Raw genomic sequence first — 21,065 nt, forward strand, 5'->3', positions numbered from 1 at the left:
CGAGCACAAGGACCGCGCATGGAAAGCCTTTCGAATGCCCGCGCCGGCGCGATCGCCATGAACCGCTTCGGCCTCGGCGCGCGCGCCGACGAGACGCCGCCCGCCAACCCTCGAGGCTGGCTGCTCGGCCAGTTCCAGGCATACGAACCGCTGCCCGCGGCATGGCGCAACGAGCCCGGCGCGCTGGCGCTCGCTGCGCGCTTCGGGGAAGAACGCCAGCAAGGTATGGCGGGCAATGCGGCAGCAAGCGCGGCTTCGGAGACGAACGCACAAGGGGACGCGCAACAAGCCGCACGCCGCGCAGTCAATCAGGCGATCCGCCGCGAGAGCGTGGGCATCTACCGCAGCGCGGTCAACGCGCGCCTCACGAGCGCCTTGCAGAGCGACACGCCGTTCGTCGAACGGCTCGTGCACTTCTGGTCAAACCACTTCGCCGTATCGGTGGACAAGGCATTGATTGCAGGCATTGCGGGCGCATTCGAAATGGAAGCGATCCGGCCGCACGTGCTCGGTAATTTCGCGGACATGCTGGTCGCCGTCGAGCAGCACCCTGCCATGCAGCTCTTTCTCGATCAGACGCGCTCCGTTGGGCCCGACAGCCGCGCCGCGCTGCGCGCCGATCAACGCGACCCCGCGCACAAGCGCGGCCTCAACGAGAACCTCGCACGCGAGATCATGGAGCTGCACACGCTCGGCGTGCGCACCGGCTACACGCAGGACGACGTGACGGAATTCGCACGTGCGCTGACGGGCTGGAGCGTGGCGGGTTTACGCGGGCCGCAGCCCGGTAATGCCGCGCCCGGCAGCTTCGTGTTTCGCCCCGCGCTGCACGAGCCGGGCACGCGCACCGTGATGGGCAAGCGCTACGATCAACCGGGCGAGCAGCAGGCGCTTGCCATCCTCAACGACCTCGCGCACGCGAGCGCCACGAGCCGCCATATTGCGTTCCAGCTCGCCCGCCACTTCGTCGCCGACAATCCGCCGCCCGCACTTACCGAGCGTCTCGCACTCGCCTTCGAGCAAAGCGGCGGCGATCTGCCCACCGTGTATCGCGCGCTCGTTGAAGCGCCGCAGGCGTGGGCACCCGTCGACGCGAAGTTCAAGACACCGTGGGAGTGGACCGTTTCGTCGATGCGCGGTCTCGGCTGGCGCGAACCCGGCGACGCCGGCGAGATCAACGCCGCGCCGCTGCTCACGCAACTCGGCCAGCCGGTGTGGCGGCCAGGCTCGCCCGCCGGCTACGACGACATCGCGGCAAGCTGGGCCGCGCCCGATGCGCTCGTGCGCCGCGTGGAAGTCGCGCAGCGCTTCTCGGCGCGCGTGGGCGACCGGCTCGACCCGCGCACGCTCGGCAACACGCTCATGGGCGCCACGCTCAGCGCGCCCACCGCCACCGCGGTCGCGCATGCCGAAAGCGCGTCGACTGCGATCGCCTTGCTGCTCGTCTCGCCCGATTTCCTGAGGAGATAACCGCCATGGTTTCCCGCCGCCATTTCCTGCGCATCGCCGCCGCCGGCGCGGGCGCGATGTTCGTCGCGCCGCAGATCGTGTTCGCCAGCGTCGAGACCGAGCGCCGCTTCGTGTTCGTGATCCAGCGCGGCGCGGCCGACGGGCTGAACATTGTCGTGCCCTACGCGGAGCCGGCCTACGCCACGCTGCGCGGCCCGCTCGCCATCGACATCGACAAGGCAGCGAAACTCGACGGCACGTTCGCGCTGCATCCGTCGCTCGGCCAGATGGCGCAGATGTATGGCGAGAAGCAGGCGCTCTTCGTGCATGCGATCGCTTCGCCGTATCGCGACCGCTCCCACTTCGACGGACAGAACGTGCTGGAAACCGGCGGCCGCGCGCCCTACCAGGTCAAGGACGGCTGGCTCAACCGGCTCGCCGCCATGCTGCCTGCCTCGCGCGAAAATGCCATTGCGTTCGCGCCTACCGTGCCGCTCGCGCTGCGCGGCACGGTGCAGGTGAGTTCGTACGCGCCCTCGGCGCTGCCCAGCGCATCCGACGATCTGCTCACGCGCGTTTCCGCGCTTTACGACGGCGATCCGCAGTTGCGCGCGCTCTGGACTTCGGCGATGAACGCACGCGGGCTCGCGGGCGACGTAAGCGCCCGCCAGGACCCCGCGAGCGTCGGCAAGCTTGCGGCGAGCTTCCTCGCGCGCCCCGATGGCCCGCGCATCGCCATGATCGAAACCGGCGGATGGGACACGCACAGCGCGCAGAACGCGCGGCTCGCGAATCAGCTAAAAGCGCTCGACACGATGCTCGCCTCGCTGCGCGACGGACTCGGCCCCGCGTGGGACAAGACCACGGTGCTCGTCGCGACCGAGTTCGGCCGCACGGCCGCGGCGAACGGCACGGGCGGCACCGACCACGGTCAGGCTTCGGTGGCGATGCTGGTGGGCGGCGCCGTGGCGGGCGGACGCGTACAGGCCGACTGGCCGGGGCTGCGCAGCGCGGATCTCTATGAGGCGCGCGACCTCAAGCCCACCGCCTCACTCGATGCATTGATCGCGGGCGCGGCCGCGGAGAGCCTCGGGCTCGATCCACAGCGCACGGCGTCGACGCTATTCGGCGAGGCGGGCACAAAAAATGCGGCTACGGGTTTGATAAGGCCATGAACGGATAGAACAGACGAACACGAAAGCGGGCCGCTTTACGTGGACCCGGATGCCGCCACGCGACGAGACCAGCCAGCCGTTCGGATAACCAAACAATTTCAGTCAGTGGAGGACAACCGTCATGAAGATAAAACTACTGCACCCCGTGACCCTGGTCGCCTGCGCCGCCCTGCTTTCCGCATGTATCGTGGAGCCGGCCCACCCACCGGAGCCGGCGCCCCGCGTCGAGACGCCGCCGCCCGCACCCGCCGAGGGCTATGCCTGGACCAAGGGACATTACCGCTGGGAAGGCAACCAGTGGGTATGGATTCCGGGGCATTGGGTGCAGGGCTACTAAGTCTGATTTCTGCGGCGGTCAGATCGCATCGAGCGGATAGACCGGCCGCCGCACCTTCCTGAATTCGAGCTTGCCGTAATCCGAAGTCGTGACGCCCACGCCCGCGCATTCGATCACCTCGCGCGCGGGATCGCCGAAACCGGCGCGCCAGTGCACACACGGCTTTTCAGCACGATAAACCGCTTCTGCGTGGGGTCGATGCCCCCGAAGACAGGCAGTTCAGTCGAACGGCTCCTGATGCGCCGATACCACCACGATTTCCACCTTGCTGGTGTCGAGCACCACGGTCGGCCCGGTATTGTTGAGCGCGCCGCGATACATCGGCCCGCGATTGCGGAACACGCCGTCGAAAGCGAGCTTCACGCGCGCCGTCACTTCGACGGGGCGGCTCGTCTCCTGCAAGGCGGGCATCGGCAGCTTGCCGCCTGGCGAGAGCGTGACGTCGTTGCCGATGCCTGCCGCGATCGCCTGCTGCACCGCCTGCGGATCGTAGATTGCATAGAACACCGCGTTGTCGAGGCCCTGTCTCAGGACCTCCGCGAGCACTTCGGTCGTATCCATCGTGCCGCGCGACGTCAATCTGATCCGGCGGGCAGAGCATTCACTTTCGCCCGCCGCTGAGTCGTTCATCGAGCTTTGGTACAAGCGTATCGGCAAGCCGGCGGCCGCTTGAGCCTGTGCGAGTCCGTGCCCTCACCCGCGCAGCGCCTCGCCGGAGCACTCGATCATCCCCCGAATCAGGCGGCTGCGCGCGGAAGCACGCGACCACAGTATGCCGAAGCGGCGCGGCTCGGTTGCCTCGGCCAACGGCAGACGCGCGAGACGCAAGCCCTTCGTAAGCGGCGTGCCGATATCGGGCACGAGCGAGACGCCAAGGCCGCGGTCCACCATCAGCGCGATCGCCATCAGCGAGTTCAGTTCGAACAGCTCGCGCGGTGCGATCTTCGCGCGGCGCAAATACTGGTCGGCCTGCTTGCCGCCGCCCAGTGCGCGGTCGTAACGGATGAACGGCTCGCGGCGCAACAGGTCGTGCGGATCGGCGCGCGCGAATTTTGCCGGTGCGAGCACGACGATGGGCTCCTCGCGCAGCAGATGCCAGTCGTACGACTTCGGCAGTGCGAAGGCGGGATGCAGGCAAATGGCCACGTCCACCTCGCCGCGCTGCAAGGCTTCGAAGAGTTCCATCGACGTGCCCGCGCGTATCAGCAGCTTCACTTGCGGGAACGCCGCGGCGAAGCGCGCCAGCACGTCGGGCAGCACGCTCAGCAGCGCCGACGTGATGGTCCCCACGCGCAGCTCGCCGCCGATTTCCTGCTCCTGCGCGAGCGCTTTCAATTCGTCGAAACCGCGCACGAGCGAGCGGGCGCGCTCCACCACGCGCTGGCCCGCCTCCGTGGGAATGACCGTGCGCCCCGCGCGCATGACGAGCGCCACGCCCAGTTCGCGCTCCAGCGCCTGGATTTGCTGCGCGATCGCGGCGGGCGTCACGCCCACGCGCCGCGCGGCCTCCGCCATCGAGCCGCTCTCCACCACCAGCAGCAGGTTGCTCAGGAACCCGGTGTCCATAAACGTAGCTTCTCTATGGTTTAAAGATAGATTCGCATAGTTTATCTAAATCGTTGCCGATCGTAGACTGCCCTGCAGTGGTGATCTATACGGAACGCATGGAGATGAGAAGCAAGTTGTTCGTGCCGGCATCGCGCCCGGAGCTGTTCGGAAAGGCGCTCGGCAGCGCCGCGGACGCGTTGTCGTTCGACCTGGAAGACTCGGTTGCCCCTGCGCGTAAACCCGAAGCGCGTGAGGCGCTGCGTACGCTGCTGGTGTCGCCCGCCGTGCGCGAGCGCGGCAAAGTGCTGATCGTGCGCGTGAACGCGCTCGATACACCGTGGTTCGCGGACGACATCGCCGCCGTGGTTCAACCCGGCCTCGATTACGTGAATCTGCCGAAACCCGAATCCGCCGACGACGTGCGCGCCGCCGCTGCCGCGATCGAGCGCGCGGAGCGTGCCAATGGCGTGAGCCGACCCGTGAAGCTGCTGCTCAATGTCGAGTCGCCGCGCGCGCTGCGCGAAGCGGCGACGCTCGCCGCCGCGCATGCCCGCGTGGCAGGGCTGCAACTGGGTCTTGGCGACCTCTTCGAGCCGCTCGGCATCGCGCGGCGCGACCCGGCGGCCATTCAGCAAGCCATGTTCAGCCTGCGGCTCGCCGCGGGTGAAGCGGGCGTGTTCGCGTACGACTCGGCTTTCGCCAATATCAAGGATGCCGAAGGATTTCGCGCCGAAGCCGAACTGGCCCGTTCGCTAGGCTTTCTCGGCAAGAGCTGCATCCACCCGACCCAGATCGCGCTCGCCAACGACGTGTTCCGCCCTTCCGACGAAGAAATCGCCCACGCGCTGCGCGTGGTGGAAGCGGCGCGCAACGCCGAACGCGACGGCGTAGGCGCCTATGTCGTCGACGGCAAGATGATCGACGCGCCTTTCGTCGAGCGCGCCCGCGCGCTCGTGCAAAGCGCCGAACGGCTTGGACTCGTTGCGTCCGCAACGTCGAGCGAGGTGCGCCAATGAGCCGGCTTCCCGGAACGAATGCGGCGCCGCGCGGCCCGCTCGCGGGCGTGCGCGTACTCGACCTGAGCGCCTATATCGCGGGCCCGTATGGCTGCACGCTGCTCGCCGATCAGGGCGCGGACGTCATCAAGATCGAGCCGCCCACGGGCGACAACCTGCGCAAGTATCCGTCGACGCTGCAGGCCGAAAGCCGCGCCTTTCTCGGTGTCAATCGCGGCAAGCGCGGCCTCGTGCTCGACCTGAAGCAACCCTGCGCGCAGGAGGTGCTGCTGCGCCTCGTCGAGCAGGCCGACGTGCTCGTGCACAACTTCCGACCCGGCGTGCCGGCACGCCTGGGCATTGCCTGGGAACAGCTGCGCGAGGTGAACCCGCGGCTTGTCTACTGCGCGGTCACCGGCTACGGCGACCAGGGCCCGAACAAGGACAAGGCCGGCTACGACCAGGTGCTGCAGACCATGACGGGCATGTGCGCGCTGCAGGGCAAGAGCGATGGGCCGCCCGAGATTCTCTACGGCTCGGTGGTCGACTACTACGCGGCCGCGCTCGTCGCAGCGGGCGTATCCTCCGCGCTGTTCGAACGCGAGCGCAGCGGTGCAGGCCAGTACGTGGGCGTTTCGCTGTTGCGCAGCGCGCTCACCATGCAATCGGCGCGCATGATCTGGGCCGACGACGAACCGAAGGACGTAGGCCGCGACATGCGCTCGGGCGGCATCACCGGCATTCATCCGACGCGTGAAGGCTGGCTCTACATCTCCGCGAACACGCCTCATTTCTGGCAGGCGCTCTGCGAAAAAACCGGGCTCGCTGCACTCGCGCAGAACGAGCGTTACGATTCGGTGCGCAAACGTGCCGAGCATCGCGACGAGATCGTGCCGCAACTGCACGCCGCATTGCAGGCGCGCAGCGCGCTCGAATGGGAAGCCCACTTTGGTGAGGCGGTGCCCTGCGCGGCGGCGCGTACGGTCGAAGACATGTTCGACGATCCCCAGGTGCTCGCGGAAGAGATGGTCACGCGCTACGACTATCCCGGCGTGGGGGCGTATCGCGGCTTTCGCGAACCGATTCGCTTCGGCGCGACGCCTGCGCCGGACCCGATCGCCGCGCCCGCCTTCGGCGAGCATTCCGATGCGGTGCTGCGCGAAGCCGGCTGGAGCGATGCGGATATCGAACGGTTGAGAAACGAGCACGCCGTGCTCTGAACACACAAAGCGGCATCCGCGCGCATCCATGCCTGGCGGCGCGCGGCAAACAAGGAGACAACGCGATGGACCGTGAGCAGCATGTCCATACCCTCGACGCCCCCAGGGCGCGCATAGCGGCGCCTGCCTTCGCGTGCGATTCGCACATCCACATCTACGATCGCCGCTTCGCGGCCTCGCCTGGCAATGGCGCGCATCTCGTCGATCGCGCGACGGTCGAGGACTATCGACGCGTGCAGGAACGCACGAGCACGCAGCGCACCGTGATCGTCACGCCGCGCCCGTACGGCACCGATAACTGCGTGACGCTCGACGCGATCCGCCAGCTGGGCATCGACAACGCCCGCGGCGTAGCTGTGCTGCGCCCCGAGGTCAGCGACGCCGAACTCGCCATGCTCGATCGCGGCGGCATCCGCGGCATCCGCTTCACGTTGTACACGCCGCATCAGGCGGTCGTCACCTTCGACATGGTCGAGCCGCTTGCGCGGCGTATAGCGGAACTCGGCTGGCATGTGCAACTGCACTGGACCGCCGACCAGATCGTCGAGCACGAGGCCGTGCTCACTCGCCTGCCCTGCAAGATGGTGTTCGACCATCTCGCGCGCCTGCCCCTACCCGCAGGCACCTCGCATCCCGCGTTTGGCGTGGTGCGCCGCCTCGCCGCCTCGGGGCGCGTGTGGGTCAAGCTGTCGGGCGCCTACCTCGATTCGCAGGTGGGCCTCGCGGGCGGTTACGCCGACCTCGCCAAGACCGCGCGCGCATGGGCCTCACTGCTGCCGGAGCGCACCGTGTGGGGCAGCGACTGGCCGCACGTGACGGAGACGCACAAGCCCGACACCGCCGCGATCTTCGATCTGCTCGGCACATGGGTCGAGGACGATGCGGCACGTAAGCGGATTCTCGTCGACAACCCCGCCGAACTCTACGGCTTCGCCCGATGAACTAGCGCCACCGAGCCCCCCATACAAACAGCCGCGCGCCAGGTACACGCGGCCACTTTCAGCACCAGGAGACGATACGTGAAGTCCACCGCCACCGCCGCACCCGTCCGCAAGACACGCTTTACCGACGCGACGATCAGCCTGTTCGAGCGCACTATTCCCGACCCGTTCGTGCTCGCGATTCTCATCACCGCGGTCGTGGCCGCGCTCTCGGCGATGTTCGCCCCGCATGCGACGCTCAACACGCTCGTGGTCGGGTGGTACAAGGGCTTCTTCAATATCCTCACGTTCGCCTTTCAGATCACACTCGTCCTCGTCACGGGCCACGCATTCGCGCACGCTGCGCCCGTGCAGCGCGTGTTCAAGGCGCTCGTGGGCGTCGCCCGCACGCCGGTGCAGGCCGCGGCGCTCACCTTCGTGCTCGTGGCCGTGGCCTCGTTCTTCAACTGGGGCCTCGGTCTCGTGGTGAGCGCGCTGCTCGCGCGCGAAGTGGCCAAGCGCATGCGCGTGGACTTCGCGTGGATCGTCGCGGCGGGCTTTTCGGGCTGGGTGGTGTGGGCGAGCGGCATTTCCAGCTCCATCGCGCTCGCGCAATCCACGCCGGGCAGCGCGATGAACGTCGTGCAAAAGCTCACGGGCGAAGTGCTGCCGTTCAACGACACCGTGTTCACGGCGTTCAACCTCGTGCCCGTGGTCGTGATGCTGATCGCCACGCCCATCGTGCTCGCACTGCTCAAGCCGCGCGATGAAGACGCCGTCGTGCTCGACATCGAGAAGAACCCCGACCCGGAACCGCGCAAACGCCCCGAAGGCAAGCTGAGCTTCGCGAAGTGGCTCGAATACTCGTGGATCGGCAGCGCGTTCATCGGCCTCGTGGGCGTGACGTTCCTCGTGCTCGCGCGCATCGAGCACATCGAAGCGTTTTCCGGCGTGAACGCCGTGATCTTCGTGATGTTCATCGCGGGCGTGATCCTGCATGGCTATCCGCTCGCCTACGCGGACGCTGTCAAGAACGCCGCCAAACAAACCGGCTCGATGATGCTGCAATACCCGCTCTATGGTGGAGTGATGGGCATGATGGACGCCACGGGCCTGCCCAACGTGATCTCGCACTTCTTCATCGCGATCTCGAACACGCATACGCTGCCGTTCTGGAGCTATGTGTGCTCGCTCATCGTCACGTTCTTCATCCCGAGCGGCGGCGGCCACTGGGCCGTGCAGGGCCCGTTCGTCGTGCCCGCCGCGATCGCGCTGCATGCTTCGATGCCCGCGACCACCATGGCCGTCGCCATGGGCGAGCAGGTCTCGAACATGATGCAGCCGTTCTGGGCAGCGCCCGTGGTCGCGATGGCGGGCATCGGCGTGCAGCGCGTGCTGGGCTTCACGGTCATGACGTTCCTGCTCGGCACCGTGGTATTCGGCGCGGCGCTGCTGCTGCTCGTTTGATCGGCATTCTTCCCTAAAACGAACCAGGAACAAGGAGACACCGCATGCAACGGCGTGCATTCATGGCGTCGCTCACGGCGCTCGCCGCGAGCGCGGGCACATTCGGCGGCATCGGCGCGGCGCGCGCGCAGAAGGTTGCGTCCGCATCGGCATCGGCATCGTCCACCATCGCGCAGCGGCTTGCGGCTTACGCCGCCGCACTGAACTACGACGACCTCGACGCCAGAACGATCGAAGCGGTCAAGACCCACACCGCCGACGCGCTGGGCTGCGGCATCGCCGCGCTCGGCGAGAAACCCGTGGGCATCGCGCGCCAGGTTGCGCTCAACTACGCGAGCGGCGACGGCCGCGGCGCAACCGTGCTCGGCACGCAGCGGCGCACGGCGCCCGATCTCGCGACCTTCGCGAACGGCGCGGCCATCCGCTACTACGACCTCAACGACGTCTACGCGGGCAAGGAAATCGGCCACCCGAGCGACAACATCGCGGCGTGTCTCGCGCAGGGCGAGGCCGAAGGTGCGAATGGCCGCGACCTGATCGTCGCCATCGCCCTCGCCTACGAAATCGATTGCCGCCTCATGGACGCCGCCTCGATCAGTTCGCGCGGCTGGGATCACCCCATCTTCAGCCTGCCCGCGGCCGCACTCGCGGCGGGCAAGCTCATGAAGCTCGACGAGCGGCAACTGGCCGAGGCGGTCAACCTCGCGCTCAACGGCCACCTCGCGCTGAACCAGACGCGCGTGCAGACCATGTCGAACTGGAAGGGTCTCGCCGATGCCGACGCCGCACGCAACGCCGTGTTCTCGGCCGCCCTCGCGCGCGACGGCCTCACGGGCCCCGCGCCGATCTTCGAGGGCAATGCGGGGCTGTTCAAGCAGGTATCCGGACCATTCAGCATCGACACGGCGAGCTTCGGCGGCAAAGGCCGGCCGTTTCGCATCAACGACTGTGCCGTGAAGTTCTACCCGGCGCAGGCGCTCACGCAGACGGCCATTGCCGCCGGCATCGACGTGGCGAAGCAGGTGGGCGACCTCGACCGTATCGTCAGCATGGAGATTCGGACCTCGCACGAAGGCTACTTCTCGGCGGGCATGGACCCGCAGAAATGGGCCCCCGAAACGAGCGAGACTGCCGATCACAGCCTGCCGTACGTGACCGCGCGCGCCATGTTCGACGGCGATATCAGCCTGGCGAGCTATCGCCCCGAAGCGCTCCATGACCCGAAGATCCGCGCCTTCACGCAGAAGATCAAGGTGGTGGAGGATGCCGAACTGACCCGGCTCTATCCGAAGTATTACGCAACCATCGTGAGCGCCACGCTCACGGACGGACAAACCGTATCGAAGCGCGTGGACGACATTCCCGGCTTCGCCACGCGGCCGATGCAGCGCGGCGACTTCGAGGTGAAGTTCCGCAAGAACACAGTGCCTGTGGTCGGCAAGGCGCGCGCCGACGATGCGCTTGGTTTTCTCTGGAGTCTCGACCAGCAGCGCGACCTCTCGCACCTGTTCGCGCCACTCGTCGTGCATGCTTGATGTGCGTGAAGGAAAGTATCAGCCCCTGCCATGCCGCGCCGAAAGCTCTTCCAGATCGAGATCGCGTTCGAGCACGCGCAGTAGTTCGTCGTGGATCAGGCCGGCGCGGTGCAGCTTCAACAGCTCAGCGCGTCCGGCTTCCACGGCGGCCAGCACGACATCATAGTGCGAGGCTCGCATTTCCTGCGGATAGCTCTCGGCGTTTGCGTAATTGCGCGTCAGGTTCGCACGGTACGTGTATTGCTCCAGCAGCCGCGGATGGATCACGCTGCCGTCCGGCCCGTGGACGAGCGGCGTGATCGCCGCCAGCTGCGCAGCTTCGAGGCGCGCCCACGCCTGCGGCTCGTTGAGATAAGGCTCCTCACCTTCCATATCGTTCGCAGGTCTGATGAGTTTGATGAGCGGCCCGATGGTCGTGCCTTGCAGCAGCACCGTGAAGAGAATGACGGCAAATGCGGCGAACAGAATCAGATCGCGGCCCGGCATCGCTTCCGGCAGCGCAAGCGCAATGGCCAGCGTGACCACGCCGCGCATACCGGCCCAGCTCACCACCGTTGCGCCTCGAAAGTCCGGCGCTTTCACGCGGGCCGGTAACATCCAGTGCAGCGCGGTCCTCACGATCTCGATGCCATACGTCCACACGCAGCGCGAGACGACAACGGCGAACACCACCGCCATCGCGGCCGGACCGAGCAGCGCGACGGCATTCCCCGTCCCCCCGAGACGCAGCATGACGCCGCGCAGCGAAAGGCCGATCAGCACGAATACCAGCGCCTCGAGCACGAAGACCATGACCTGCCAGAACGCCGTGCCGCGGCTACGTACGGTGGCCGAAAAGATTTCGTGCTGATGCCAGCCTAGCTGCATGCCGCACGTGACCGTGGCGATCACACTCGAAACGCCCAGCACGTCCCCTGCGATATAGGCGATCCAGCCTGCCAGCACGGAGGCGGTGATGATCAGATACTCGTCTTCGAGCTGGCGCAGCAGGCAGACCACGACATACCCCACGACAGCGCCGACCACGATGCCGCCAAGCGCGAGCCCGACGAAACTGAGCGCCGCATTCGGCTCGCTGAAGACGCCCGTCAATGCCGCCGCGACGGCGAAGCGAAACAGCACGAGACCGGCGGCGTCGTTGAGCAGGCTCTCGCCTTCGAGCAGCACCATCAGGCGGCGCGGCAGCGCGAGCCGTTCGAGCACGGCTTTCGCGGCGACCGCGTCGGGCGGCGACACCACTGCGCCCAGCGCAAAACATGCGGCCCACGGCAGCGATGGAACGGCCCAATGCGCGACCACGCCGACCGCCCACGTCGTGAAAGCCACCGCGCCAATGGCGAAGAGCAGGATGGGCGCGAGGTGACGCTTGAAGTCGGACCAGACGAAGAAGTAAGCGCCATCCATCAGCAAGGGCGGCAGAAACACGATGAGAACGAGGTCCGGGTCGATCACGACCGGCGGCAGGCCGGGCGCGAAGGCCATGGCGGCGCCGCCTATCAGCAGCGCGGCAGCGGGCGGCAGGCGCAGGCGTTTGGCGAGCAACTCGAGCGCGATGATGGCGATGAGCGAAAGGAGCACAAGCTTGAACGCCGACACAGCCGACATGAGGCTTCCTTGTTTTTACCCAGGTACGGTGAGTGGAGGAGCGCGGCCGCCCCCTTCAATTCCCGCAAGCATGAATCAAAAACTGCTGCATCGCTCTCGCCGGATCGCTGAGCACCGCCCCAGGATGCCACAACATGCCCGCTTCCATCTGCGGAATGGCATCCTCGATGGCGCACGCGTCGATTCGCTTGCCCTCCAGCGACCACGGCCTGAACACCATATCCGATAGTATCGTCACGCCGAAGCCGTGCGCCACGAGCCCGCGCAGCGCCTCCATCGAACTCGTGCGAAACGCGATATTCGGCGCAACACGGCGCTTTTTCCAGTAGCGCAGCGTCGAGGCTTCGCCCTCGTCCACCGTAAGCTGAATATAGGGGTAACGCGCGATGTCGCGCAGCGTGACGGTGCCCATCTGTGCGAGCGGATGCGTCGGCGCGGCCCACAATTGCCGGCGCGAACGCATCAGCAAGTGGTGGCCGAAGCGCGCGCGCCGCTCCACGTTGGAAAGCAACGCCACGCCGAGATCCACCTCGCCCGCGAGCACCGCCGCCTCGATGGCGGGCCGGTCCAGATCGTGCAGATCGATCTCGATCTCGGGATAGGTCGCGCGAAACCGCGCGAGCAGTTCCGGCAGGAAATAGCCGAGCAGCGTATAGGAGGCGGCCATGCGCACCGTACCGCGCAAGCTGTGCGCGCGAAACGGCGCCTTGTGCAGCGCGTCGCGCACCGACTCCAGCACGTGGCGCGCGTGATTGAGGAAGTCCTGCCCGTCGGGCGTCAGCTCCACGCCTTGGGGCAAGCGCACGAAGAGCCGCGTGCCGAGCGCCTCCTCGAGCGCGAGCACCGCATTGGTGATCGCCGACTGCGAGACATGCTCGGCCGCCGCCGCCATCGAAAACTGCCCGTTCTGCGCCGCCGCCACGAAGTAGCGGAACTGCCGCAAGGTCACGTCCTTGGCCATGTGCTTTTCGAATATCGTGAGTCGATAATTCCGATTCTACGATACGTGGTTTGCGACGTCCCCGCGGCGGTCGGCCTCACACAAACCGGATATCAGCGCGGCGCCATGCGCAACGCGCCGTCGAGCCGGATCACCTCGCCGTTCAGATAGCGGTTGCCGACGATATGCTCGACGAGCGCCGCGAACTCCGCGGGCTGGCCAAGACGCTGCGGAAACGGCACGCCCGCGCCCAGCGCCTGCTGCACTTCGGCGGGCATGGCGAGCAGCATCGGCGTTTCGAAGATGCCCGGGGCGACGGTCACGACGCGAATACCGTTGCGCGCCAGTTCGCGCGCCGCCGGCAGCGTGAGCGAAACGACGCCACCCTTCGAAGCCGCATAGGCCGACTGCCCGATCTGGCCATCGTACGCAGCTACCGAAGCCGTATTGACGATCACGCCGCGCTCGCCGCCAGCGTCGGGCGTGTTGTTCGCCATCGCCACGGCGGCGAGGCGCATCACGTTGAAGGTGCCGATGAGGTTGACGCTCACGACCTTGGCGAACAGATCGAGCGAATGCGCGCCCTCTTTGCCGACGATGCGTTGCGCCGGTGCAATGCCCGCGCAGTTGACCACGCCATGCAGCGCACCGAAGCGCTGCGTGACGAGCGCGATCGCTGCCTCGACGCTTGCCGCCAGCGTCACATCCACCTCGGCGGCCAGTGCATGCTCGCCGCCGAGCGCCGCCTCGTCACGCGCACGGGCTACGTCGATATCGCCGAACACGACATTCGCGCCGCGCTCGAGCAGGTGTCGGCCCACCGCCGCACCGAGTCCAGAACCACCGCCCGTGATAAAAAACGTCTTGTCCTGCACAACCATTTGAGTCTTCTCCATTAGTTATCCGATCTTTTAAACCGTCTCAACCGCCAGTTCCGCGCGATACTTTTCGCGCACGCCGCGCGAACGCTCGTAATTGCGCTCCTTGACGATACCGAAGCCTCGCACCGCACCCGGCACGCCGAGCAGGCCCACGGCCGCAGCAAGCGTCTGCTGCGTAACCTTGCCGAGCACGAGGCGCACGTCGTCCTCGAATTCGCCGATCATCGCGCGCTCGATCACGCGGTCGCGCTGCCGTGCGAACGGATCGAGCGGCGTGCCGCGCAGCGCCTTGCCGTGCTTGAGCACGCGCAGCAGCGGCTCGGCCCACACGCCGCGCAGCGCGATCTTGTTGCGGCGCCCCGTTTGCGCATCGCGGCGCGTGAGGAGCGGCGGCGCCATGTGGAAAGTCTTCTTGCCCGCCGTGCCGTCGAACAGGCCGGACAGGTACGCGCCGAAGCCGCCATCCGTGTGCAGGCGCGCCACTTCGTACTCGTCCTTGTAAGCCAGCACCTTGAAGTAATGGCGCGCTGCCGCTTGCGCGAGCGCGCCGCTCGCCCCTTCGATCGCGCGCTCGGCCTGCGCGACGGCATCGACCAGCGCGCGATAGCGCTTCGCATAGGCGGCGTTCTGGTACTGCGTGAGATCGCGCTCGCGTTCGGCCACGAAACGTGCGAGATCGAACGGCGTGTCCGCGGCCGCAACCTCCGCTCCCGTCACGCGTTCGAGCACACGAGTGTCCTGTGCGATCAAACGACCCCAAAGGAACGCGCGTTCATTCATCTTCACGGCCGCGCCATTGAGCCCGATTGCCTGCAGGATCGATGCTTCGCCAAGCGGCACGAGGCCAGACTGGAACGCGTAGCCCACCATCATCATGTTCGAGGCGATGGCGTCGCCGAAAATCGCTTCCGCCGCCGCCGTGCAGTCCCAGAACACAGCGCCGTCCGCGCCCATCGCGCTCTCTATCGCCGCTTGATGCACGGCTTCGCTCACGGGCAGATCGCCGTCGCGTACGAAGTCGGCGGTTGCGTTGATGCGCTCGTTCACGATCGCGCGCGCGCCGCTGCCCGGCAGGCGCGAGAGCGCGCCCGACGATGCCGCCACCACGGCGTCGCAGCCCAACAGCACGTTGGCCGCATGCGCGCCGATGCGCGAGGTGGTGATGAGCCCGCGGCTCTGCGCGATCTGCACGTGGCTCAACACCGCGCCGTTCTTTTGCGCGAGGCCCGTGAAGTCGAGCGTCGAGGCGCCGCGCCCTTCGAGATGCGCGGCCATGGCGAGGATCGCGCCGATCGTCACGACGCCCGTGCCGCCCACACCCGTCACAACCATGCGCAAATGTTGCTCCAGCGCCGGGGGCACGCGCGCGGGCGGCGCGAGCGTGGCGCGCAGTTCGGCTTCGATGCGCTGAATGCGCGCGGCGTCCGGGCGCTTCGGCTCCATGCCCTCCACCGTCACGAAGCTCGGGCAAAAGCCCTTCACGCACGAGGTGTCCTTGTTGCAGCTCGATTGATTGATGGCCCGCTTGCGGCCCAACTCCGTTTCGAGCGGCTCGATCGCGATGCAGTTCGACTGCACCGAACAGTCGCCGCAGCCTTCGCACACGGCCGGATTGATCACCACACGCGTAGGCGGATCGATCAGCTTGCCGCGCTTGCGGCGGCGGCGCTTTTCTGCGGCACAGGTCTGGTCGTAGACGATCACCGAAACGCCCTTCTGCTCGCGCAGGCGGCGTTGCAACGCATCGAGCGCGTCGCGGTGCAAGTGCGTCACGCCCGCAGGCAATGCCTGCGAGCCCGCGTACTGCTCGGGCCGGTCGGTCACCACGACGACTTCGTTCACGCCTTCGGCCTGGACCTGCGCCACCACGCGATGCACGGTCAGGCCGCCCTCGGCGGGCTGGCCCCCGGTCATCGCCACCGCGTCGTTGAAGAGGATCTTGTAGGTGACGTTCGCACGCGCCGCCACGGCCTGGCGGATCGCCAGGCTGCCCGAGTGCTGATAGGTGCCGTCACCGAGATTCACGAACAGATGCGGCATGTCCGTGAACGTCGACATGCCAACCCACTGCACGCCTTCGCCGCCCATCTGGCAGAACGTCGCCGTGTTGCCCGCCTCGCCGAGCGCCATGATGTGGCAGCCGATGCCGGCCGCGGCATGCGAGCCTTCGGGCAGACGCGTCGACGTATTGTGCGGGCACCCCGCGCAGAAGAACGGCTTGCGCGTGAGCGGTCCGCCTTGCGGCACCTGCGCCAGCGCGATCACGCGCTGCGCGCCGCCCAGACACGCCTGGGTCGCGCCCGTAGCGAGCAGCGGCACATCGATCTCGACGTGCCGGAAAAACCGCTGCAGCGCGTGCGCCAGTTGCTCGGGCGCGAACTCCATCGCGGCGGGCAGCAGCGGCTCGCGCTCGCCAAGCGTCTTGCCATGCACGGAGGGCCGCTCGTCGGCGCGCACGTTGAAGAGCGCCTCCTTGATCTGCCGCTCCACGAACGAGCGTTTTTCCTCGACGACGAACAGCGCTTGCATGCCGCGCGCAAATGCCTTGAGCCCTTCGGTTTCGAGCGGCCAGATCATACCGACCTTATAAAGGCCGATACCGAGTTGTTCGAGGCGCCCGGCCGTGAGCCCCAGCGCCTCGAACGCGGCCAGCACGTCCGCATGCGCCTTGCCCACCGTCACGATGCCCACGCGCGCCTGCGCGGGGCGCAGCAACGCGCGGTCGAGCGGATTCGCCCGCATGAAGGCGAGCGCGGCGGGCAAGCGTTCTTCGAGCACGCGGCGCTCCAGTTCGGCGCGCTCCGCGGGCCAGCGCAATTGCGGGTCGTAGTTGAAGCCGCGCTGCGCGGGCACCGCGATGTCCGCGGGCAAACGCAACGGTGCGCCGCGGCCCACGCGCATCGAGCGGCCGCTTTCCACCGTCTCCGTAATCGCCTTGAAACCGACCCACAGCCCGCTGAAACGCGACAGCGCATAGCCCGCGAGACCGTACTCGATGTATTCCTCGACCGACGCCGGAAAGAGAATCGGCATCATCGCGCCTTCGAAGACGTGGTCCGTCTGGTGCGGAAACATCGACGACTGCGCCGCGTGGTCGTCGCCGGCCACGGCCAGCACGCCGCCATGCCGCGCAGTGCCGAGCATGTTCGCGTTGCGGAACACGTCGCCGGTGCGGTCCACGCCCGGCCCTTTGCCGTACCACATCGAGTACACGCCTTCGACACGTTTGCCGGGAAACGCATCGAGTTGCTGCGCGCCCCACAGCATGGTCGCGCCGAGGTCCTCGTTCAGGCCCGGCTCGAAACGCACGTCGAAGTCCGCGAGCAGCGTCTTCTGGCGCCACAGTTCCTGATCGAATCCGCCGAGCGGCGAGCCGCGATAGCCGGAGACGAGACCGGCCGTTTTCAGGCCGGCAAGCCGGTCCGCGCGCGCCTGTTCGATCAGGATGCGCACGAGCGCCTGGGTGCCGGTGAGAAACACCGCGCCGTCCTCGCGCAGGTAGCGGTCTTCGAGGCGATAGTCCGTATCGATCTGGCGGTCGGTCTCGACGGCTCGCATGTTCATGGTTGTCTCCGCTGTTCGACTTGTGGGTATTAGCGGATTCTAGGTAGCCAATAGCGGCGATTCGTGCCAAACTGAGCCACGGAATTCTCACGAATTAGCAACATTCGCCCCAAATTCACCTCTTTCAGGGAAACCTGGCCAATGAAATTCGACCGCGTGGATGTGGCCATCCTGCATGCCCTGCAACGCGACGCGCACGTGAAGTCCGCCGACCTCGCGGAATCGCTCGGGCTTTCGCTCTCGCCGTTCTATCGGCGCATCCGTATGCTCGAAGAGCGCGGCGTCATCACGCAGTACGTCACGCTGCTCGATCAGGAGAAGGCGGGCTTTCCTGTCAACGCATATGTGTCGGTGGCAATCGAGAAGAAGAACGAGACACGGCTCGCCGCGTTCGAGCGCGCGATCTCGAACTACGACGAAGTGATGGAGTGTTATTTGATGACGGGCGCGTTCGACTACATGCTGCGCGTGGTGGCAAGCGATATTGCGGGCATCGAGCGTTTCGTCATGACGCGCCTCACCAAGATCGAGGGCGTGCGTGACATTCACACTTCCGTGGCGCTGCGCCGCGTGGAGTACAAAACCGAGTTGCCGGTGCGCGTGCGCGACGAGTGACACGCGGCGAGACGCGTCGGTTCAGTGAGGATGTCGAAGGAATCGCGGAACAGATAAAGCCTTCACGCCTTTTGCCCCGCCTTGCGCGACGCTCGCAACGGCTTCGCGGCGGCGCCGTTCTCCGGCGCCGCCTCACGCTCTTGCCCCTGAATTGTGTGGGTCGAACGCAGTGCGTCGAGCCGGCCTTCGAGCGTTCCCACCTGGTGGCGCAAATCGCCGAGTTGCGTCTGCAACGCCTGAATTTCGGCGCGCGCACTTTCCTCCTTGCACGCCGCGCGCTGCGTGGCGGCTTCGGCGTCGCGCTGCAAACGCGCGTTGACCGTGCGCTCGCGCTCGATTTCGAGCTGGGCGCGCTTCTCCGCTGCCTGCCAGCGCGTTTCCGCGAGTTCGGCGCTTGCGCGCAGCTTGTCGCGTTCGGCCGCAAAGTCAGCGCGCGCCTGGGTGAGCGCCGTGTCGCGTTCGCGGCCCGCTTCGCGCTCGCGCGCCAGTTCCGCTTCGAGTGCGCCGCGCGTGGCAACCGCGGCGGCTTGCGCCTGTTCCAGCTCCTGAATGCGCACCTGCGCCGTGAGCAGCGCGGCGGTGCGCTGTTCGAGCGCCACCTCCGTGTGTGAGAGGTCCGCGCGCACGGCGGCGGTTGCGCCTTCCGCGGCGCGGCGCGCCTCCTCCACTTCCAGCCGCAGCGCTTCGAGCGACGCCTGTGCGGCCGCCGTGGCGCTCGTCCAGAGCACCCCCATGAGTTCGCCGGCGGCGCCTTGCAATTCCTCGGGCAGATCGGCGTGCTCGATACGCACGCGACTCTTCTCGCGCAGGGTGGCCCAGAACTCCGCAAGCACAGCCGTAGGCGTGCCCATGCTGCCGCGGCGCACGAGCTGATAGAGCCGGTTGGCCGTGGGCGTGATGCCGTAACGGAAGAACATCAGCGCGCACACTTCGCGATACAGCTCGCGCGTTTTGGGAAACTCGGCCTTGAGCCGTTCGATCTCGGCGGCGAGGCGTACTTCGTCGGGGGCGACGTCGGTCATGGGGCGGTGCAGGGCTGGAATGCGTCGATATTACAACGTAAAGCGTATGATTCCTACCGCCAATGCCAGTGGGAACCGGTTGCCTGCGTGCGTTGTTCGATTCGCCGGGCGAGCAAAACCCGGATCGCCTGGATCGACGCTGCCAGAAACATAACGGCGAGCGAATATGATTCGGACTCCGGCGTATCAGGAATCGTACAAGGAATGTATATTGCGCACCTTGCCGAAGAGCCACTCAAAGAGCGAATGACCTTGCTCCTGTTCAGCGGGGAGCGCCGTCGTCAACTTGCCGATCTTGTCCTGCCGGTATGCCAATAGCTGGCATAGTTGCTTCGCGACTTCGGGGTGCTCCTTCAGGAACGAGGTCATGTCGTCCTTGCCGATCTCGAAAAGGACCGATGGCGTCAGTGCGGCAATGCACACGTGCATGGGCAGGCCAGCCAGCAGTCCCGCCTCACCGAATGTTTCACCAGGGCCGATCCGGGCAAGCTCGCGTTCACCCGTCGATTCACGGAACGTCACAGACAGCACACCCGCATAAATAATGGCGAGACTATCCGGCACGGTGTCCGGGGAGAGTATCTGTTGATCCGCCTGGTACTCGTGCCGGGAAAGACGCTTCGCGAGCTGGGTCACCTCATCGGCACTCAAGCTTTCGAACAGCGACACGCGCTTGAGCAACGCCTCCTTCGCGTCACGCGCCTCCACCGCGGGCGCCGGCACGCCCAAAGCACGCAGTGACACCCCGGAGGCCGCAAGGTGCCGGTAGCACAAGTCGAACAGCTCGTTGGAAGTCACCCTTTTCTTGCCCATTTCGTCAACGAAACCGACCACCTCGTAATGGATCGAGTTCAGCGTCGCGCGCTGCATGCGGGCATAGGGCGCGGGCGTCTCGAGGATGGCGTTGCTTCCAGTCAGCGCGCGTTCCAGTGCGTCGATCACGGTCTTCGGTCGTGCTTCAGGGTCGATCTCGAGCACGAGTGAAACGCCGTGAACATTTGCCGGCCGGCTGTTGTTCGAGATCTTCGCCTTGGAAGTCATGGCGTTCGGGACGATTAGCGTATTGCCCTGGCCGGTCAACAAGTGAGTGGCGCGCCAGTTCATTTCGACGACCTTGCCTTCCACATCGTCGATCGCGACCCAGTCTCCGACCGTGTACGGCTCCGTGGCGTTGAGCACGATTCCAGCGAATACGTCGCTAAGCGTGCTCTGGATTGCGAGGCCGAGCACGATAGCCAGTGCGCCCGATGTCGCGACCAGACCGCGCACCGGCAGTTCAAGCACGAACGCGAGCGCCGCGACGACCGCGGCGAGGAAAACGACGGCGCCGAAGACGTCTGAAAAGAGTCGCTGCTTTCGCCAGGCACGGGGCAGCAACAGTGAGTCGAGCGACAGGGTAAACAGACGTGCCGCCATCAGCCACCAGACGATTTCGAGGACCTGGGCCAACCAATGGAGTTCTGCCACTTCCCGGTACGGCACCAGGCCGAACGGATTCATGCCCGATGAGAACAGGACCCAACTCAACGCCGCGAATAGCGCCAGCCGTATGAAGAGCCTGACGAAATCATGGGGAGGAATCCGCGCGCGCCACACGACGACATCGATGAAAACAATGCTCAAACCAACAATTAGCGGGTATTTCACGGGCGGCTCCCGGCTGGAAAGGCCTAACGCCGATGTTGGGACTGCGGGAAGTCGCTAATTCTGCCACGGGCGCACATGCCGGGGCGACCGGGTGGCAATTGAAGTCTGGCAGCGCCCTGGGGCAGGCCCGGATTCGGGCGGCAGA

16 protein-coding genes and 1 pseudogene are annotated in these 21,065 nt (G+C 66.5%); 9 read left to right on the forward strand and 8 right to left on the reverse strand.

Annotated elements, in window-relative coordinates:
- Positions 1-18: 18 nt before the first annotated feature.
- The 3 genes from AB4Y44_RS07200 to AB4Y44_RS07210 all read left to right on the forward strand — a co-directional run bounded on the left by AB4Y44_RS07200 (position 19) and on the right by AB4Y44_RS07210 (position 2,961).
- Entirely contained in the window at positions 19-1,470 is a 1,452-nt protein-coding gene (locus AB4Y44_RS07200) for a DUF1800 domain-containing protein (protein ID WP_342948733.1), read from the forward strand.
- Positions 1,467-2,624 carry a DUF1501 domain-containing protein gene (locus AB4Y44_RS07205; protein WP_368699157.1) on the forward strand — a complete coding sequence of 386 codons (1,158 nt, stop codon included), beginning with the start codon at positions 1,467-1,469 and terminating at the stop codon, positions 2,622-2,624. The genes AB4Y44_RS07200 and AB4Y44_RS07205 overlap by 4 nt, the downstream gene beginning before the upstream one ends.
- A gap of 121 nt (positions 2,625-2,745) precedes the next feature.
- Positions 2,746-2,961: a YXWGXW repeat-containing protein gene (locus AB4Y44_RS07210; protein WP_342923058.1), complete on the forward strand. Its 216-nt coding sequence runs from the start codon at positions 2,746-2,748 to the stop codon at positions 2,959-2,961.
- Positions 2,962-2,979: 18 nt separating this feature from the next.
- On the opposite strand, the pseudogene AB4Y44_RS07215 reads toward AB4Y44_RS07210, so the two are convergent.
- A pseudogene (locus tag AB4Y44_RS07215) lies at positions 2,980-3,534 on the reverse strand (MlrC C-terminal domain-containing protein); the annotation flags it as partial.
- Positions 3,535-3,654: 120 nt separating this feature from the next.
- Positions 3,655-4,527, reverse strand: coding sequence for a LysR family transcriptional regulator (locus tag AB4Y44_RS07220; RefSeq protein ID WP_342923059.1), 873 nt, complete (start codon positions 4,525-4,527; stop codon positions 3,655-3,657).
- 104 nt (positions 4,528-4,631) lie between these two features.
- Here AB4Y44_RS07220 and AB4Y44_RS07225 point away from each other — a divergent pair, with 104 nt between their 5' ends.
- From AB4Y44_RS07225 to AB4Y44_RS07245, 5 genes are all read left to right on the forward strand, one after another.
- Complete coding sequence (locus AB4Y44_RS07225; protein ID WP_368699088.1) at positions 4,632-5,525, forward strand: CoA ester lyase; 894 nt, start codon at positions 4,632-4,634, stop codon at positions 5,523-5,525.
- Positions 5,522-6,724, forward strand: coding sequence for a CoA transferase (locus AB4Y44_RS07230; protein ID WP_342923061.1), 1,203 nt, complete (start codon positions 5,522-5,524; stop codon positions 6,722-6,724). Before AB4Y44_RS07225 ends, AB4Y44_RS07230 begins: the two co-directional genes overlap by 4 nt.
- A gap of 65 nt (positions 6,725-6,789) precedes the next feature.
- Positions 6,790-7,665 carry an amidohydrolase gene (locus AB4Y44_RS07235; protein ID WP_368699089.1) on the forward strand — a complete coding sequence of 292 codons (876 nt, stop codon included), beginning with the start codon at positions 6,790-6,792 and terminating at the stop codon, positions 7,663-7,665.
- A 78-nt stretch (positions 7,666-7,743) separates the two neighbouring features.
- Entirely contained in the window at positions 7,744-9,111 is a 1,368-nt protein-coding gene (locus tag AB4Y44_RS07240; protein ID WP_342923063.1) for a TIGR00366 family protein, read from the forward strand.
- Positions 9,112-9,155: 44 nt separating this feature from the next.
- Positions 9,156-10,646: an MmgE/PrpD family protein gene (locus AB4Y44_RS07245; RefSeq protein ID WP_368699090.1), complete on the forward strand. Its 1,491-nt coding sequence runs from the start codon at positions 9,156-9,158 to the stop codon at positions 10,644-10,646.
- Between the two features lie 18 nt (positions 10,647-10,664).
- Here AB4Y44_RS07245 and AB4Y44_RS07250 read toward each other — a convergent pair whose 3' ends face one another.
- The 4 genes from AB4Y44_RS07250 to AB4Y44_RS07265 all read right to left on the reverse strand — a co-directional run bounded on the left by AB4Y44_RS07250 (position 10,665) and on the right by AB4Y44_RS07265 (position 17,636).
- Positions 10,665-12,251, reverse strand: a complete 1,587-nt coding sequence (locus AB4Y44_RS07250; RefSeq protein ID WP_368699091.1) for a Na+/H+ antiporter — start codon at positions 12,249-12,251, stop codon at positions 10,665-10,667.
- Positions 12,252-12,306: 55 nt separating this feature from the next.
- On the reverse strand, positions 12,307-13,212 hold the full coding sequence (locus tag AB4Y44_RS07255; protein ID WP_342923066.1) for a LysR family transcriptional regulator: 906 nt from the start codon (positions 13,210-13,212) through the stop codon (positions 12,307-12,309).
- 92 nt (positions 13,213-13,304) lie between these two features.
- Positions 13,305-14,072, reverse strand: coding sequence for an SDR family NAD(P)-dependent oxidoreductase (locus AB4Y44_RS07260; RefSeq protein ID WP_368699158.1), 768 nt, complete (start codon positions 14,070-14,072; stop codon positions 13,305-13,307).
- 30 nt (positions 14,073-14,102) lie between these two features.
- Positions 14,103-17,636 carry an indolepyruvate ferredoxin oxidoreductase family protein gene (locus tag AB4Y44_RS07265; protein ID WP_368699092.1) on the reverse strand — a complete coding sequence of 1,178 codons (3,534 nt, stop codon included), beginning with the start codon at positions 17,634-17,636 and terminating at the stop codon, positions 14,103-14,105.
- Positions 17,637-17,777: 141 nt separating this feature from the next.
- Between AB4Y44_RS07265 and AB4Y44_RS07270 the strand changes: the two genes are divergently transcribed.
- Positions 17,778-18,251, forward strand: a complete 474-nt coding sequence (locus AB4Y44_RS07270) for an Lrp/AsnC family transcriptional regulator (RefSeq protein WP_069263434.1) — start codon at positions 17,778-17,780, stop codon at positions 18,249-18,251.
- A 62-nt stretch (positions 18,252-18,313) separates the two neighbouring features.
- Here the strand turns inward: AB4Y44_RS07270 and AB4Y44_RS07275 are convergent, their stop codons facing one another.
- Positions 18,314-19,273 (reverse strand): DNA-binding protein, encoded by a 960-nt coding sequence (locus AB4Y44_RS07275; RefSeq protein ID WP_368699093.1) that lies wholly within the window; start codon positions 19,271-19,273, stop codon positions 18,314-18,316.
- Positions 19,274-19,459: 186 nt separating this feature from the next.
- The gene (locus AB4Y44_RS07280) at positions 19,460-20,920 is read right to left on the reverse strand and encodes a mechanosensitive ion channel domain-containing protein (protein ID WP_368699094.1); all 1,461 of its coding nucleotides are present in this window, start codon (positions 20,918-20,920) and stop codon (positions 19,460-19,462) included.
- Between the last annotated feature and the right edge of the window lie 145 nt (positions 20,921-21,065).

Origin of the sequence: Paraburkholderia sp. BR10937 (assembly GCF_040965695.1) — a bacterium.
Classification (GTDB): Bacteria; Pseudomonadota; Gammaproteobacteria; order Burkholderiales; family Burkholderiaceae; genus Paraburkholderia.

Excerpts from the sequence above, each read along its gene's own strand:
- AB4Y44_RS07200 (WP_342948733.1), top strand. The coding sequence starts at position 19 with ATGGAAAGCCTTTCGAATGCCCGCGCCGGCGCGATCGCCATGAACCGC.
- AB4Y44_RS07210 (WP_342923058.1), top strand. The coding sequence starts at position 2,746 with ATGAAGATAAAACTACTGCACCCCGTGACCCTGGTCGCCTGCGCCGCC.
- AB4Y44_RS07220 (WP_342923059.1), bottom strand. The coding sequence starts at position 4,527 with ATGGACACCGGGTTCCTGAGCAACCTGCTGCTGGTGGTGGAGAGCGGC.
- AB4Y44_RS07225 (WP_368699088.1), top strand. The coding sequence starts at position 4,632 with ATGAGAAGCAAGTTGTTCGTGCCGGCATCGCGCCCGGAGCTGTTCGGA.
- AB4Y44_RS07230 (WP_342923061.1), top strand. The coding sequence starts at position 5,522 with ATGAGCCGGCTTCCCGGAACGAATGCGGCGCCGCGCGGCCCGCTCGCG.
- AB4Y44_RS07235 (WP_368699089.1), top strand. The coding sequence starts at position 6,790 with ATGGACCGTGAGCAGCATGTCCATACCCTCGACGCCCCCAGGGCGCGC.
- AB4Y44_RS07245 (WP_368699090.1), top strand. The coding sequence starts at position 9,156 with ATGCAACGGCGTGCATTCATGGCGTCGCTCACGGCGCTCGCCGCGAGC.
- AB4Y44_RS07250 (WP_368699091.1), bottom strand. The coding sequence starts at position 12,251 with ATGTCGGCTGTGTCGGCGTTCAAGCTTGTGCTCCTTTCGCTCATCGCC.
- AB4Y44_RS07255 (WP_342923066.1), bottom strand. The coding sequence starts at position 13,212 with ATGGCCAAGGACGTGACCTTGCGGCAGTTCCGCTACTTCGTGGCGGCG.
- AB4Y44_RS07260 (WP_368699158.1), bottom strand. The coding sequence starts at position 14,072 with ATGGTTGTGCAGGACAAGACGTTTTTTATCACGGGCGGTGGTTCTGGA.
- AB4Y44_RS07265 (WP_368699092.1), bottom strand. The coding sequence starts at position 17,636 with ATGAACATGCGAGCCGTCGAGACCGACCGCCAGATCGATACGGACTAT.
- AB4Y44_RS07270 (WP_069263434.1), top strand. The coding sequence starts at position 17,778 with ATGAAATTCGACCGCGTGGATGTGGCCATCCTGCATGCCCTGCAACGC.
- AB4Y44_RS07275 (WP_368699093.1), bottom strand. The coding sequence starts at position 19,273 with ATGACCGACGTCGCCCCCGACGAAGTACGCCTCGCCGCCGAGATCGAA.